Here is a 12,939-nt window from a genome sequence, read left to right as displayed (position 1 = left end):
CACATGGCGGAACCCGTGCCGCACGTGAAGTCGGCACTCCGGACGGTCGAGCTGCTCGACTTCTTCGCGCAGTATCCCGGACTGCACAGCCTCACCGACCTACAGGGCAAGCTGGGCTACCCCAAGAGCAGCCTGCACGCTCTGCTGCGCACGCTGGTCGACCTCGGCTGGATCGAGACCGACGTCACCGGCACGCTCTACCGGATCGGCATGCGGGCTCTGCTGGTCGGGGCGACGTACATCGACGGCGACCCGGTGGTCCAGCTCGCGCACGACGCACTGGACTGGCTGGCCGAGGTCACGGGCGAGACGGTGCACCTCGCCCGTCTCGACCACTTCGACATCGTGTACCTCGCCACGCGCGCCTCGCGGCACTACCTGCGGCCGTTCTCGCGGGTGGGCCGGCGACTGCCCGCGAGCACCACGTCGCTCGGCAAGGCGATCCTGGCGAGCAGGGACGAGGGCGAGGTGCGCGCGATGCTGCCCGCCGAGCTGCCCTCGCTGACGGCCCACACGATCGTGGACGCCGAGGAGCTGCTCGTCGACCTGCACCGGGTGCGCAAGCAGGGCTACGCGGTGGACCGCGAGGAGAACACCGAGGGGCTGCGGTGCTTCGGCGTCGCGCTGCACATCAGCGACCCACCGCGCGACGCCATCAGCTGCTCGGTGCCGATCCCGCGCCTCACACCCGAGCGGGAGAAGGAGATCGCCTCCTGCCTCCTGGAGGCGCGCGAGCGCATCGAACGCTCCGCCATGCGGCAGCGCCGCGCCTACTGACGCGCCCGCCGCCCTGCCGCACCCGCCGCGTCCAGAAGAAATCTAGAAATCATCCGGGCGCGGCGATTCTATGGGCCGACCGGCTCGGCGGCCTGTCCCGCACATGCATAACGGTCGGCCTCTTTTCGGTCTTCGGCTATTTCCTGCGGTGCGACATCGCGCGTTCGGCGCATTTGTGAACAGACATTGACCGAGCGCAATTCGAATTGATAAGTTCCCGGTGTCGTGATCGTCTCCTCCGGTCGTGGAGGTCGGCTTGCGGTTGCCGAGAGTGAAGGCCGAGCATCGGCCCTACCGATTAGGGCACGACAGGATTCGCATCGGCGGCTCCATCTACGGGATCGCCGGGGAGATATCGGACCCGAACGGTCATGCATGGGCCGCGCTGTCCGCGATGGACGGAACCCGCACGCCCTCTGACGTCGCCGATCACCTGTGCGTATTGTTTCCCGGCCTGCGGAGAGCGCACGCGACCGGCGTCGTGGACCTGCTGCTGCGATCCGGCTACTTCGAGGACGCGGCGGCCCCGCCGCCGAGTGATCTCAGCGCGGCGGAGAGGGAGCGATATTCTCGGAACCTCGCGTTCTTCCGTTGGGTGGACCTCGTGCCCCGGGCACACGGGTGGGAGGCGCAGGTCGCGCTGAAGCGCGCACGCGTGCTGGTCCTGGGACTCGGCGGCACCGGTAGCCACGCCGCCTGGGCGCTGGCCGCCGCGGGCGTCGGGACGATCCACTGCGTCGACCGTGATGTGGTGGAGCTGTCGAACCTCACCCGTCAGGCGCTGTTCACCGAGGCGGACCTCGGCAAACCGAAGGCCGACGTGGTGGTGGACCGCCTCGGCCGGGTCAACTCGAGTGTCCACGTGACCGGAGAGACCCGGGCGGTCGAGAGCGTGGCGGATCTGTCCGCACTGCTGACCGGGTTCGACGCGCTCGCCCTGTGCGCGGACGAGCCTCGCGGCCGGGACGGCATCCGGATCTGGGCCAACCGGGCGTGCCTGACGGCCGGGGTGCCCTGGGCGGTCGGGGGGTATCGCGGTCCTCTCGTCAGCGTCGGGGTCTTCACCGCCGACGGGCCGTGCTACGAGTGCCTCACCGCGACGATCGAGGCGACGACCACGCCCGGAGTCCACGTCGACCTCGGGGGGCCGGGAGTGCTGGCACCCTCCGCCGGTATTTCCGGTCATCTCACCGCGCAGGCGGTCATCTCAATGCTGGCGGGCATTCCGGCGACACTGCGCAGCCACGTTACCGGAATAAATCTGGTCGCTCCCGAACAGCATGTCTACATGCTCCACGGAGCTTCTCCGGAATGCGCTGGCTGCGCCACACGACAGCGCGGGAACCGCGACGGCGGTATTGACGCCTAATATGACCCGGCCTACCGTGAAAAGCAACCGCGACAGGAGGAGGTAGGAAATGGAGCGACAGGAGCCGGCGGTGCAGGAGCCTGCCGAGATCGATGACGTGGTTGGAAAGATATCAATCCGGCTGCTTGACAGAATCGAGACCACGCAAACCTACAGCGGGAACTCGAACAGCTGACCGGCGATGGTCCGGACGGTCGATCTTCCGATCGCCATCCGGGCCATCGATTTGTGAGAATGAATACTGGTGAGGCATGAAAATACCCCGACTGGAGGCCGTACCGGGCACGATGCTGCCCATGGAGGAGTATGCGGCGGATTTCCTGGAAATCTTTCACGACGTCGACGGTGTGATCTGGAAACTGGAGCGCGCCCAGTCCTTCGACGAAGGGACGGATCCGAGCTGGAACGCGATGCGAGAGGGAGACTGGCGGCGGTCCCTGGAGCTGCTGGACGAGGCCCGTGCAGCGATCGCCGCGGATCTTCCCGCCAAGGGAGAACTGCGGCGCGTGCGGGTCGTCGAGACGCCCCTCACCGCGTACCTGCAGTGGGAACTTCACCTCCTCGCCCTGCGCATGCGCCTGGGAGAGCGCGGCAGAGTCCTGGACGCCCGCGAGGTGGCCGCCATCGAGATGGACGGCCCCCTTCCGGAGCTCGTCGTGTTTCCCGGCAGGCGGATGTACCACGTTCAGTACGAGCAGGGCGGCGCGTGTCGCGGCGCGCGGAGGATAGACGACGACGAAGCCGTCCGTACGTGGGGTTCCATCGTGTCCTCCCTGTACGACCGCGGTGAAGACCTGCTGGCGTACGTGGACAAGCGGGTGATGCCGCTGGCCCCGCCCCGGATCGGCGTATCAGCGCGATGACGCGTGTCCGGCTGCGCCCCCTGGGATTTCGCGAGGACGGGGACGGGTGGGTCGTCGGGCGGGTGGAGACCGGCGTGTGCATCGCGGTGCCCCATGCCGGGAAGCGTGCGATCGAACTGCTCGACAGCGGGCGGACGATCCCCGAGACCCGCGAGGAGCTCAGAACCGAGCTGAGGGCGGAGCTCGACGTGTCCGCGTTCGTGGACGACCTGGCGGCCGTGGGGATGGTGGAGTCGATCGGCGATCGAGTTTTCGCCGACACCGGAACCCCTGCGCCGTCGCTTCCCCGGATAACCGGGCGGATGGTGCGATGGACGCTGAGCCCGGTGCTGCACGCCGCACTCGGCCTGCTCGTGTTCAGCGGATTCGTCGCCGCGGTGCTCCGGCCTGAGGTCGTTCCCCGGTGGCGCTCCTTGCTCTGGAGCGACCACGGCACACTGATCGTACTGAGTGAAGTCGCCCTGGTGGCGGTGCTGGTCTCACTCCACGAGCTCGCCCACCTCCTCACCGCGCGGGCCGCGGGAGTCCCGGGACGCATCCGGGTGGACACACGGCTTCAGTTCCTGGCCGCGCAGACCGATGTCTCCGGCATCTGGCTCGCCGAGCGGCGGATCCGCCTGACCGTCTACCTGGCGGGGATAGCGGTGGACGCGAGCGTCCTGGCCGGCTGCCTGCTGGGGACGGCACTGTTCGGCGGCAACGTGCTGCTGTCCGTCATCGCTCTCACCGAGATGACAGGGCTGGCGTTGCAGTTCTTCGTCTTCATGCGCACCGACCTGTATTTCCTGGTCCAGGATCTGGCGGGGTGCCGCAACCTCTACGCCGACGCGACCGCCTTCGTCCTGCATCTGCTTCGCCGGGTCGCTCGGGCGTCCACCTCGGACCCGCTCGCCGGGCTGGAGCGCCGGCAACGCCGGTTCGTCAGGCTCTACAGCGCCCTCCTCGTCGCCGGAACGGGGCTCTGCCTCGGCGTCTTTCTCCTGATCTCCGTCCCCTTCACCGTCGCGCTGCTCGCCCGGTCCATCGACGGGCTCTCCCGGCACGACGACATGCTCGGTGTCGTCGACGCCCTGGTGACGCTGGGAGTCGTCGCCGGCTACCAGGGGGTGTGGGCGAGGGCCTGGCTCCGCAGGCACGGACCACGGGTGAGGCGGCTCGTCGCGAGACTGACGCGCCCGGCTCGCTCCGCCGGCTTGCGGGGTGTCTGCCCGCCTCGCGACTGACCTCGGCATCACGGCTTGGCATCATTCCGCGAAGAAGGAATCCCCGGCGGGTTCCCGAGACGGCGCGGTCCAGCCGGGTGCGCCACCGCCCGCCGGGGGAGTCGCGGTCAGGCGCGGTTCGTGAGCGGGGTCAGCTGCTGGATGTCGTGCCGGGCGCGCAGCGCCGTGATCTCTGCCTGGTCCGGCGGCCCCGCGGCCAGCATCCTGGTGAGCTCCCGCAGGTAGGTCTCGTGACCCGCCGGGGTCACGACGAACAGCATCCGGGCCGGTTCCGGGCCGGGGTTGAAGAACGCGTGGGGGCAGCCGGCCGGCACGTGCATGAAGCTCCCGGGCCCGCCCCGCAGCACCTCGGCGCCGCTGTCCGACCGCCAGGACCGCCAGTCGGAGCCCGCCGCGGCGGCCGGATGGAAGGCGAGGAGGTCGAGCTCGCCGTCGATGACGTAGAACATCTCCTCCGCCTCGTGATGCAGATGCGCCCCGACGTCGAAACCGGGGGCGACCACGGCCTCGAAGACCGACCACCCCGCCGTCTGCTCCGCGCCGACCTTCAGCGTCATCGCCTGAATCGTGTCGCCGCCTCCCGGCGGCAGCAGCAGTCCGTCGGTCATGTCCTTGACCCTCACGCTTTCCAGCCGGTGGCGCGCAGCCACGTTTCCAAGGTCATCAGGCCCGGGTGCTCGGGGCGCAGGGCCCGCAGATCGACCTGTGCGGGCGGTTGCTCCTCGAAGAACTCGAACATCCGGGCCACCCACTCGTCGAACGCGCGCACCTGCTCGATGGGCGTCCGTTCGAAGCGGGCCGGCAGGCCGCACACCCGGCCGAACGTGGCGGCGATCTCAGGCGGGGTGAGCTCGTCGCCGCCCAGGTCGACCGTACGGCCGAGGAAGCGTCCGGGGCGCTCGAAGGCGAGGGCGGCGAACACCCCGATGTCCTCGACGCCGATCAGCTGCATCGGGGTGCCGGGCTGCGCGGGGAGCCGCACGACCAGCGTGCCGTCCTCCAGGACCGGCCGGTTGTAGGTGGTGAAGTTCTCCATGAAGGAGACCGGGCGCAGGATCGTCGCCGGCAGCCCGAGCGCGTGGATCTCGCGCTCGATCCGTGCCTTGCTCTCGATGTGGGGGATTCCGGAAGGGTGGTCCGTGCCGGGGACCGAGCTGTACACCAGGTGGCCCGTGCCGATCTCGGCCGCCAGCCGGGCCACCGTCAGGCCCCGCCGCTCCTCGGCGGCGGCGCCCTCGACGGTGATCTTCGGGCCCTGCATCATGGTCAGCGCCAGGAAGACCCCGTCCACGCCCCCCATCGCGCGGCGCAGCGACCCCTCGTCGTCGAGGTCGCCCACGGCGAGTTCCGCCCCCGACTCCTCCAGGGCCCTCGCGGCGGAACCGCCCGGGTCGCGCACCAGGGCGCGTACGCTCCGGCCCCGGGCGAGCAGTCGGCGCGCGGTCGCGCCGCCCTGCTGGCCCGTTGCGCCGACCACTAGTACGGGATCGCTCATGGCGCCTACCTCCGTGGCAGACTCGCGGTGTGATGGATCATGGACGTCACGATAACGAGACGGCGTCCGGCGGTCCTGGCACTCGTGCTGCCAGTAACGCGCCCGGCCGCCGCGCCAGGGCGTCGGGCCGCAGGGCCGAGCTCGGCGCGTTCCTCCGCGCCCGGCGGGCCCGCCTGCATCCGGCCGACGTCGGCCTGCCGGAAGGCGATCCGGCCCTGCGCCGCACCCCCGGCCTGCGCCGCGAGGAGATCGCCGAGCTCTCGGGTGTCGGCGTCACCTGGTACACCTACCTGGAACAGGGACGGGACATCTCGGCGTCGGCGCAGGTGATCGACGCGCTGGCCCGTGCGCTGCTGCTCGATCCCGACGAACACCGCCACCTGCGCGACCTGGCCGGACTGGCCCCACCGGACACGCCGGAGACGCCGTCCGGCGAGGCGGAGCGGCCGCGGGACCGGCTGCGGCGCCTGGTGGACGCCGCCGCCCCGAACGCCGCCTCCGTGTACGACGCGCGCTTCGACTATCTGGCCTGGAACACCCCTTACACCCTGCTCCGCCACGATCCGCTGACGCTCCCGCCGGGCAGGCGGAACCTGCTGTGGATGATGTTCACCGACGCCGGCAACCGTGCCCGGATGGTCCGTTGGGAACCCGCCGCCCGCGCCCTGATCAGCCAGTTCCGCGCCGCGATGGGACACCGGCAGGGGGACCCCGCCTTCACGGCGCTGGTGGCGGAGCTGAGCGAGGCCAGCCCGGAGTTCCGGGAGTGGTGGGCGGACTACCCGGTCCGCCGGTTCAGGCCCGCGACGGTCGCGATCGACCACCCGGAGATCGGGCGGCTGGATCTGGAGATGTTCCAGCTGCGCCCGGCGGAGCACCCCGATCTCCTGCTGGTGCTGCAGGTGCCGGCGGACGAGGACGGTCGCAGGCGGGTGACCGCGCTCCTCGACGGGCGGAGCGCCCCAGACGGCGATCCCGGCGGCGCCCCGGACGGCAGCGCCTCGCAGGGCGGCCTTCCGGCGCGCCGCCCCGGTAATCGCTCGCATCCGGGGTAACTTCGGCATCATGGCCACCCGTACGTCCGGACAGGGGTCCGGCAAGCGCCCCGCCTCGCGCTCCGGATCCCGTACGGCTTCCGCGAAGCGATCCCCTGCGGGCTCCCGAGGCAGGGCGGCGCCCCGGCCCGCGCCCAAGCGGCCGGTCGCCACCGGACAGGACCCGATCAGCTGGTTCTTCCTCGTGATCGGCAAGCTCGTCATCGGCATGTGGATGCTGGTGGCGAACGGCGTGGGCATGGCGGCGCGGGCGCTCGGGCAGGGAGCCCGCGACCTCGACCCCGCGCACCGCCGCGACGGGCAGGGGCTGTCGGTGCTCGCGGGCGCCATCGTGCTCGCCGCCCTGACCTGGCGGGAAACCAAGACGGGATTCGCCGAGTTCGTCGACGCCGTGGTGCGCGGGACGGTGGGATCGCTCGCCTGGGCGGTGCCCGTGCTGCTCGCGCTGCTCGCCTGGCGGCTGCTGCGCCACCCCGACCAGAACGCCGAGACCGGCAGGATGGGCATCGGCTGGACCGCGCTGCTGGCCGGGATCCTCGGGATCGTGCACGTCGCCCACGGCACGCCGTACCCCTCCGGGGGGCCCAACGACGGCATGGACAACGTGTCGGCGGCGGGCGGCATGATCGGCTTCATCGTCTCGGCTCCGCCGTCGAGCATCCTGCCGGCGTTCATCACGATCCCGCTGCTGGTGATGCTGTCCGGCTTCGGCCTGCTGGTGATCACCGCGACTCCGGTCCACCGCGTCCCCGAGCGCCTCGCCGAGATCCAGCACATGCTCTTCCACCGGCCGGAGGAGACCGGGGAGCCCCGCAAGACCCCCGCACCGGCCAGGAGGCGCACGCGCAAGCAGCAGGGCGGCAGGCGCGACGCCGAGGGCGGCGACGGCGTCAAGCCGTACGACACGCCCGTGCTGTCGGACAAGGAGCACTCGCCGGAGATCGTCCCCGGCCTCATGGACGACGCCGCGGAGTCGGCCGAGCCGACCGAGCCGGAGATACCCAAGCCGGTGCCTCAGCCTCCGCTGCCGACCCCCGCGCCGCGCAAGGTGGAGCAGCTCGTCCTGTCCAGCCAGGAGGGGCCGTACACGCTGCCGGACCTCACGACGCTGCGCCCGGGCAGCGCGCCCAAGCAGGAGACCAAGGCCAACCGGACGGTCGTGAACGCGCTGACCAGCGTGCTGGAGCAGTTCGCCATCGACGCGCAGGTGGTCGGCTTCACCCGGGGCCCGACGGTGACCAGGTACGAGATCGAGCTGGGCCCGGCCGTCAAGGTGGAGAAGGTCACCGCGCTCACCAAGAACATCGCCTACGCCGTCAAGTCCGCGGACGTCCGGATCCTGTCTCCCATCCCCGGCAAGTCGGCGATCGGCGTGGAGATCCCCAACGTCGACAAGGACCTCGTGTCGCTCGGCGACGTGCTGCGCTCGCGGGTGGCCCAGGCCGACCACCACCCGATGATCGTCGGGCTCGGCAAGGACGTCGAGGGCCGCACCATCGTGGCCAACCTGGCCAAGATGCCGCACATCCTCATCGCGGGCGCCACCGGCGCGGGCAAGTCGACCTGCATCAACGGGCTGATCTCTTCGATCCTTCTGCGGGCCACGCCCGACGAGGTCCGCATGGTGCTGGTCGACCCCAAGCGGGTCGAGCTCACCTCGTACGAGGGCATCCCGCACCTCATCACGCCCATCATCACCAACCCGAAGAAGGCCGCCGAGGCCCTCGAATGGGTGGTGGGCGAGATGGACCGGCGGTACGACGACCTGGCGGCCAGCGGCTTCCGGCACGTGGACGACTTCAACAAGGCCGTGCGCGCGGGCAAGCTGGTGCCGCCGCCGGGCAGCGAGCGCGTCTACCAGCCGTACCCGTACCTGCTGGTGATCGTGGACGAGCTGGCCGACCTGATGATGGTCGCGCCGCGTGACGTGGAGGACTCGATCGTCCGCATCACACAGCTCGCCCGGGCCGCCGGCATCCACCTGGTCATCGCCACCCAGCGGCCGTCCGTGGACGTCGTCACCGGTCTGATCAAGGCGAACGTGCCCTCGCGGCTGGCGTTCGCCACATCCTCGCTGGCCGACTCGCGGGTCATCCTCGACCAGCCGGGAGCCGAGAAGCTCGTCGGGCAGGGCGACGCGCTGTTCCTGCCCATGGGCGCGAGCAAGCCGATGCGGCTGCAGAACGCGTTCGTCTCCGAGAAGGAGATCGCGGACATCGTCGCCCACTGCAAGGCCCAGATGCAGGCCGAGTATCGGGAGGACGTCGCCGCGCCCGCCGCCGCCAAGCGGGAGGTCGACGAGGAGATCGGCGACGACCTCGACCTGCTGATCCAGGCCACCGAGCTGATCGTGTCGACCCAGTTCGGCTCCACGTCCATGCTCCAGCGCAAGCTGCGCGTGGGCTTCGCCAAGGCCGGCCGGCTGATGGACCTGCTGGAGAGCCGCAACGTGGTCGGCCCTAGCGAGGGGTCCAAGGCCCGCGAGGTGCTCGCCAAGCCCGACGACCTGCCCGGCCTGCTCGCCGAGATGCGCGGGGAGACCGGCTGAGAGCCCGTCGCTCACGACGCGTGCCGGTCGGCGGCCGCGTCCCTCTCGTCTTGCCCTGAAACCGTTGCGGAAGTGACAGGAGAGTTGCTCCGCGTCCACCCCTGGGTACCCTCCGTAGTCAGTTACTGATTGAATGTGACTAACTACGCATCGTGGGGCGAGCTGGAAGACGGTGCGGTTGGAGACAGGGGGGCGGAACGATGAGCGTTGGTGCTGTTTTGGCCGAAGCCCGTGAGCGCGCCGGACTGACCGTGCGTCAGCTCAGCGAGCGCACGCGGGTGCGTGAGACCGTCATCGAACGCTTCGAGCGCGACGACTTCTCGGTGGGGGACTTCTACGCGCGGGGGCACATCCGGACCATCGCCTCCGACCTCGGTCTGGACCCGGACGAGATCCTGCGGCAGTACGAGCAGGAGAACGCCGACATCGCGTCACCGGTCAAGGCGTCGGCGGTGTTCAGGGGCGACGTGGGGGAGCGGGCCCGCAGGGTCCCCAACTGGACGATGGCCGTCGCGGTGGCCCTGGCCATCGTCGCGGTCGTCGTCATCGCGCGGATGCTCGGGGGCTCCGGCGGGAAGACGGGCCCGACGGCCGCCCAGCTCCCGGTGACGGCGCCGCACGCGCGTCACGACAAGGGCCACGAGAAGAAGACCGTCGAGGAGGCCCTCGCGCCCGGCGTCGTGGTGGTGAAGGTCACCGCGCGCAAGCAGTCCTACCTCAGCGTCAAGGACGCCAAGGGCAAGGAGATCTTTCAGGGAACGCTGCCCGAGGGCAAGACCACGACCTATTCGGCCAAGGACCGGATGAAGGTGACCATCGGCGACGCGGGGGCGGTGCGGCTGGAGGTCAACGGAAGGGACCTCGGCACGCCCGGCAAGGACGGCCAGATGATCCGCCGGACCTTCGACGCGGGTGGCCCGAGTCCCCGTTAATCGCCGACTGCCGATACCGTAGTTCGCATCATGTCTTCTCGCCGAACCGTATCGCTGATCACGCTGGGCTGCGCCCGCAACGAGGTCGACTCCGAGGAGCTGGCCGCGCGGCTGGAGGCCGCCGGCTGGCACACCGATGACGACGATCCCGACGTCGTCGTCGTCAACACGTGTGGCTTCATCGATTCGGCGAAGAAGGACTCCATCGACACCCTGCTCGCCGCGGCCGACTCGGGCGCGAAGGTGGTGGCGGCGGGCTGCATGGCCGAACGGTACGGCGCGCAGCTCGCCGGCGCCCTGCCCGAGGCGACCGTGATCTCCTTCGACGACTACGCCGCGATCGGGGAGCGTCTCGACGACGTCCTCGCGGGCAGGCCGCTGGTCCCGCACTCGCCGCGGGACCGCCGCACGCTCCTGCCGATCACGCCGGTGGAGCGCGCGGCCGCCCGGGCCCACATTCCCGGTCACGCCCAGGAGGACCCGCTGCCGGAGGGCGTCGCCCCCGCCAGCGGCCCGCGCACGCTGCGCAAGCGGCTCGGCTCGGGGCCGGTGGCCTCGATGAAGCTCGCGTCCGGCTGCGACCGGCGCTGCACGTTCTGCGCGATCCCGGCCTTCCGCGGCTCGTACGTCTCGCGCCGCCCGGAGGACCTGCTCGCCGAGGCCGCCTGGCTGGCCGGACAGGGCGTCAGGGAGCTCGTGCTGGTCAGCGAGAACTCCACGTCGTACGGCAAGGACCTGGGCGACCTGCGCGCGCTGGAGAAGCTGCTGCCCCCGCTCGCCGCGACCGAGGGCATCGAGCGGGTGCGGGTCAGCTACCTGCAGCCCGCCGAGCTGCGGCCCGGGCTGCTCGACGTGATCGCCTCCACTGAGGGGGTCGTGCCCTACTTCGACCTGTCCTTCCAGCACGCCAGCGGGACCGTGCTGCGGCGGATGCGGCGCTTCGGCGACCCCAAGCGGTTCCTCGACCTGCTCGCGCAGATCCGCGACCGCGCGCCCGAGGCGGGCGTCAGGTCCAACTTCATCGTCGGATTCCCGGGGGAGACCCAGGAGGAGTTCGACGAGCTGGTGGGCTTCCTGGAGGAGGCCAGGCTGGACGTCATCGGCGTCTTCGGCTACTCCGACGAGGAGGGCACCGACGCGTACGGCTTCGAGGGCAAGCTCGGTCAGGACGTGATCGACGAGCGGGTCGCGACGCTGACCGAGCTCGCCGAGGAGCTGACCGCTCAGCGGGCCGAGGAGCGCATCGGCACCGAGCTGGAGGTCCTGATCGAGGAGGACCTCGGGGACGGCGGATACGAGGGCCGGGCGGCCCACCAGGGCCCCGAGGTGGACGGTGCGGTCACGGTCCAGGGGATCGGGCTGGTTCCCGGCCAGATCGTCCAAGCGGTCGCCGTCGACTCCGAGGGGGTCGACCTCATCGCCCGGATCAAGGCAGGCACATGACGGAGCGCGGTGAGCCGCCGGTGGACGTGGCGGGCCCGGGAGAGGTGACACCGGAGCCCGCGGCGCCGCCGGTCGCCGCCGTGCCCGCCGCGGACGGCACCGGAGACGGCGCTATCCGTCACGTCAGCACCTGGAACATCGCGAACGTCCTGACCATCGCCCGGCTGGCGATCGTCCCCGTCTTCATCGTCTTCCTGTTCGTCGAGGGGGAGGGCTGGCGCCTGGCGGCCCTCGGCGTCTTCCTGCTCGCGTCCCTCACCGACCAGCTCGACGGCTGGCTCGCCAGGAAGTACGCGCTGGTCACCGACTTCGGCAAGATCGCCGATCCGATCGCGGACAAGGCGCTGATCGGCGCCGCGCTGCTCAGCCTTTCCTACCTCGGTGAGGTCCCGTGGTGGGTCACCGTGGTGATCATCGCCCGTGAGGCGGGGGTGACGCTGCTGCGCTTCCTCGTGATCCGGCACGGGGTCATCCCGGCCAGTTACGGCGGCAAGGTCAAGACCGTGCTGCAGATCGTGGCCATCGCGCTCTACATCGTGCCGGGGGTGCCGGACCTGATCAGGTGGGTGGCCATGGGCCTCGCCCTGGTGGTCACGGTGGGGACCGGCGCCGACTACGTGGTCCGGGCGGTGCGGCTGCGGCAGGTGGCGAGGAGCGCGCGAAGCCGATGATGGGCGTGGCGAGCGAGGTGCTGTCGCTGCTGGTTCGCCAGGGCGCGACGGTCGCCGTGGCGGAGTCGCTCACGGGCGGCCTGATCGGGGCGGCGATGACCGGTCCGATGGGGGCCTCGGCCGCCTTCCGGGGCGGAGTGATCGCCTACGCCACGGATCTCAAGGCGAGCGTCCTCGGCGTGCCGTCCGACCTCCTCGACAGGGAGGGAGCGGTGCACCCCGGCGTGGCCGCGGCCATGGCCACGGGAGTGCGCAAGCTCTCCGACTCCGACTACGGCCTGGCGGTGACCGGGGTCGCCGGCCCCGATCCCCAGGACGGCAAGCCGGTCGGCACGGTCCACATCGCGCTGGCGGGACCGGGAGAGCGGCTCTGGCACCGCGACCTGCGGTTGACCGGAGACAGGGACGGTATTAGAACTGCCACCTGCCAGGAGGCGCTGAGCTTGCTGGAAGGTGTGCTGAAGGCAAAATTGGGGGAACATCCGGGGTGATTACCGCGTTACGTCCCCAGCGAACATGCTCGCCTCGGTCTGCCGCGGTGTTGCCCTCTACAGGTACGGTGG

At 70.6% G+C, this 12,939-nt stretch carries 12 protein-coding genes; 10 read left to right on the top strand and 2 right to left on the bottom strand.

The genetic code is table 11. From position 1 onward, the window contains the following. Nucleotides 1–3 precede the first annotated feature (3 nt). From FLX07_RS31145 to FLX07_RS31130, 4 genes are all read left to right on the top strand, one after another. Nucleotides 4–777 carry an IclR family transcriptional regulator gene (locus FLX07_RS31145; protein ID WP_142575270.1) on the top strand — a complete coding sequence of 258 codons (774 nt, stop codon included), beginning with the start codon at nucleotides 4–6 and terminating at the stop codon, nucleotides 775–777. Between the two features lie 256 nt (nucleotides 778–1,033). Continuing rightward, nucleotides 1,034–2,146 carry a HesA/MoeB/ThiF family protein gene (locus tag FLX07_RS31140; RefSeq protein ID WP_142575269.1) on the top strand — a complete coding sequence of 371 codons (1,113 nt, stop codon included), beginning with the start codon at nucleotides 1,034–1,036 and terminating at the stop codon, nucleotides 2,144–2,146. 251 nt (nucleotides 2,147–2,397) lie between these two features. Beyond that, a complete protein-coding gene (locus FLX07_RS31135) occupies nucleotides 2,398–3,009 on the top strand; it encodes a DUF6879 family protein (protein WP_142575268.1) in 612 nt (203 codons plus the stop codon). Further along, the gene (locus FLX07_RS31130) at nucleotides 3,006–4,232 is read left to right on the top strand and encodes a hypothetical protein (protein WP_142575267.1); all 1,227 of its coding nucleotides are present in this window, start codon (nucleotides 3,006–3,008) and stop codon (nucleotides 4,230–4,232) included. Before FLX07_RS31135 ends, FLX07_RS31130 begins: the two co-directional genes overlap by 4 nt. A 107-nt stretch (nucleotides 4,233–4,339) precedes the next feature. Here FLX07_RS31130 and FLX07_RS31125 read toward each other — a convergent pair whose 3' ends face one another. Then, nucleotides 4,340–4,840, bottom strand: a complete 501-nt coding sequence (locus tag FLX07_RS31125) for a cupin domain-containing protein (protein WP_142575266.1) — start codon at nucleotides 4,838–4,840, stop codon at nucleotides 4,340–4,342. Nucleotides 4,841–4,851: 11 nt separating this feature from the next. Further along, nucleotides 4,852–5,727, bottom strand: a complete 876-nt coding sequence (locus tag FLX07_RS31120; protein ID WP_142575265.1) for an NmrA/HSCARG family protein — start codon at nucleotides 5,725–5,727, stop codon at nucleotides 4,852–4,854. 32 nt (nucleotides 5,728–5,759) lie between these two features. Between FLX07_RS31120 and FLX07_RS31115 the strand changes: the two genes are divergently transcribed. The 6 genes from FLX07_RS31115 (at nucleotide 5,760) to FLX07_RS31090 (ending at nucleotide 12,867) form a co-directional block, all read left to right on the top strand. Next, complete coding sequence (locus FLX07_RS31115; protein WP_142575264.1) at nucleotides 5,760–6,782, top strand: helix-turn-helix transcriptional regulator; 1,023 nt, start codon at nucleotides 5,760–5,762, stop codon at nucleotides 6,780–6,782. A 10-nt stretch (nucleotides 6,783–6,792) separates the two neighbouring features. Continuing rightward, nucleotides 6,793–9,330: a DNA translocase FtsK gene (locus FLX07_RS31110; RefSeq protein ID WP_142575263.1), complete on the top strand. Its 2,538-nt coding sequence runs from the start codon at nucleotides 6,793–6,795 to the stop codon at nucleotides 9,328–9,330. A 218-nt stretch (nucleotides 9,331–9,548) separates the two neighbouring features. Continuing rightward, nucleotides 9,549–10,262, top strand: coding sequence for a helix-turn-helix domain-containing protein (locus FLX07_RS31105; protein ID WP_167748458.1), 714 nt, complete (start codon nucleotides 9,549–9,551; stop codon nucleotides 10,260–10,262). A 30-nt stretch (nucleotides 10,263–10,292) separates the two neighbouring features. Beyond that, complete coding sequence (gene rimO / locus FLX07_RS31100; protein WP_142575261.1) at nucleotides 10,293–11,705, top strand: 30S ribosomal protein S12 methylthiotransferase RimO; 1,413 nt, start codon at nucleotides 10,293–10,295, stop codon at nucleotides 11,703–11,705. Further along, nucleotides 11,702–12,376, top strand: coding sequence for a CDP-diacylglycerol--glycerol-3-phosphate 3-phosphatidyltransferase (gene pgsA / locus FLX07_RS31095; RefSeq protein ID WP_142575260.1), 675 nt, complete (start codon nucleotides 11,702–11,704; stop codon nucleotides 12,374–12,376). Before rimO ends, pgsA begins: the two co-directional genes overlap by 4 nt. Beyond that, a complete protein-coding gene (locus FLX07_RS31090; protein WP_142575259.1) occupies nucleotides 12,373–12,867 on the top strand; it encodes a CinA family protein in 495 nt (164 codons plus the stop codon). The genes pgsA and FLX07_RS31090 overlap by 4 nt, the downstream gene beginning before the upstream one ends. The last annotated feature ends 72 nt before the right edge of the window (nucleotides 12,868–12,939 follow it).

This window comes from Microbispora bryophytorum (assembly GCF_006874465.1).
Lineage (GTDB): Bacteria > Actinomycetota > Actinomycetes > Streptosporangiales > Streptosporangiaceae > Microbispora > Microbispora bryophytorum.
This window is presented reverse-complemented; position numbering and strand designations above follow the sequence as displayed.

What these genes read in the sequence shown, in the direction of transcription:
- FLX07_RS31135 (WP_142575268.1), top strand. Translation starts at nt 2,398, where the DNA reads ATGAAAATACCCCGACTGGAGGCCGTACCGGGCACGATGCTGCCCATG.
- FLX07_RS31090 (WP_142575259.1), top strand. Translation starts at nt 12,373, where the DNA reads ATGATGGGCGTGGCGAGCGAGGTGCTGTCGCTGCTGGTTCGCCAGGGC.
- pgsA (WP_142575260.1), top strand. Translation starts at nt 11,702, where the DNA reads ATGACGGAGCGCGGTGAGCCGCCGGTGGACGTGGCGGGCCCGGGAGAG.
- FLX07_RS31130 (WP_142575267.1), top strand. Translation starts at nt 3,006, where the DNA reads ATGACGCGTGTCCGGCTGCGCCCCCTGGGATTTCGCGAGGACGGGGAC.
- FLX07_RS31125 (WP_142575266.1), bottom strand. Translation starts at nt 4,840, where the DNA reads ATGACCGACGGACTGCTGCTGCCGCCGGGAGGCGGCGACACGATTCAG.
- FLX07_RS31115 (WP_142575264.1), top strand. Translation starts at nt 5,760, where the DNA reads ATGGATCATGGACGTCACGATAACGAGACGGCGTCCGGCGGTCCTGGC.
- rimO (WP_142575261.1), top strand. Translation starts at nt 10,293, where the DNA reads ATGTCTTCTCGCCGAACCGTATCGCTGATCACGCTGGGCTGCGCCCGC.
- FLX07_RS31145 (WP_142575270.1), top strand. Translation starts at nt 4, where the DNA reads ATGGCGGAACCCGTGCCGCACGTGAAGTCGGCACTCCGGACGGTCGAG.
- FLX07_RS31120 (WP_142575265.1), bottom strand. Translation starts at nt 5,727, where the DNA reads ATGAGCGATCCCGTACTAGTGGTCGGCGCAACGGGCCAGCAGGGCGGC.
- FLX07_RS31110 (WP_142575263.1), top strand. Translation starts at nt 6,793, where the DNA reads ATGGCCACCCGTACGTCCGGACAGGGGTCCGGCAAGCGCCCCGCCTCG.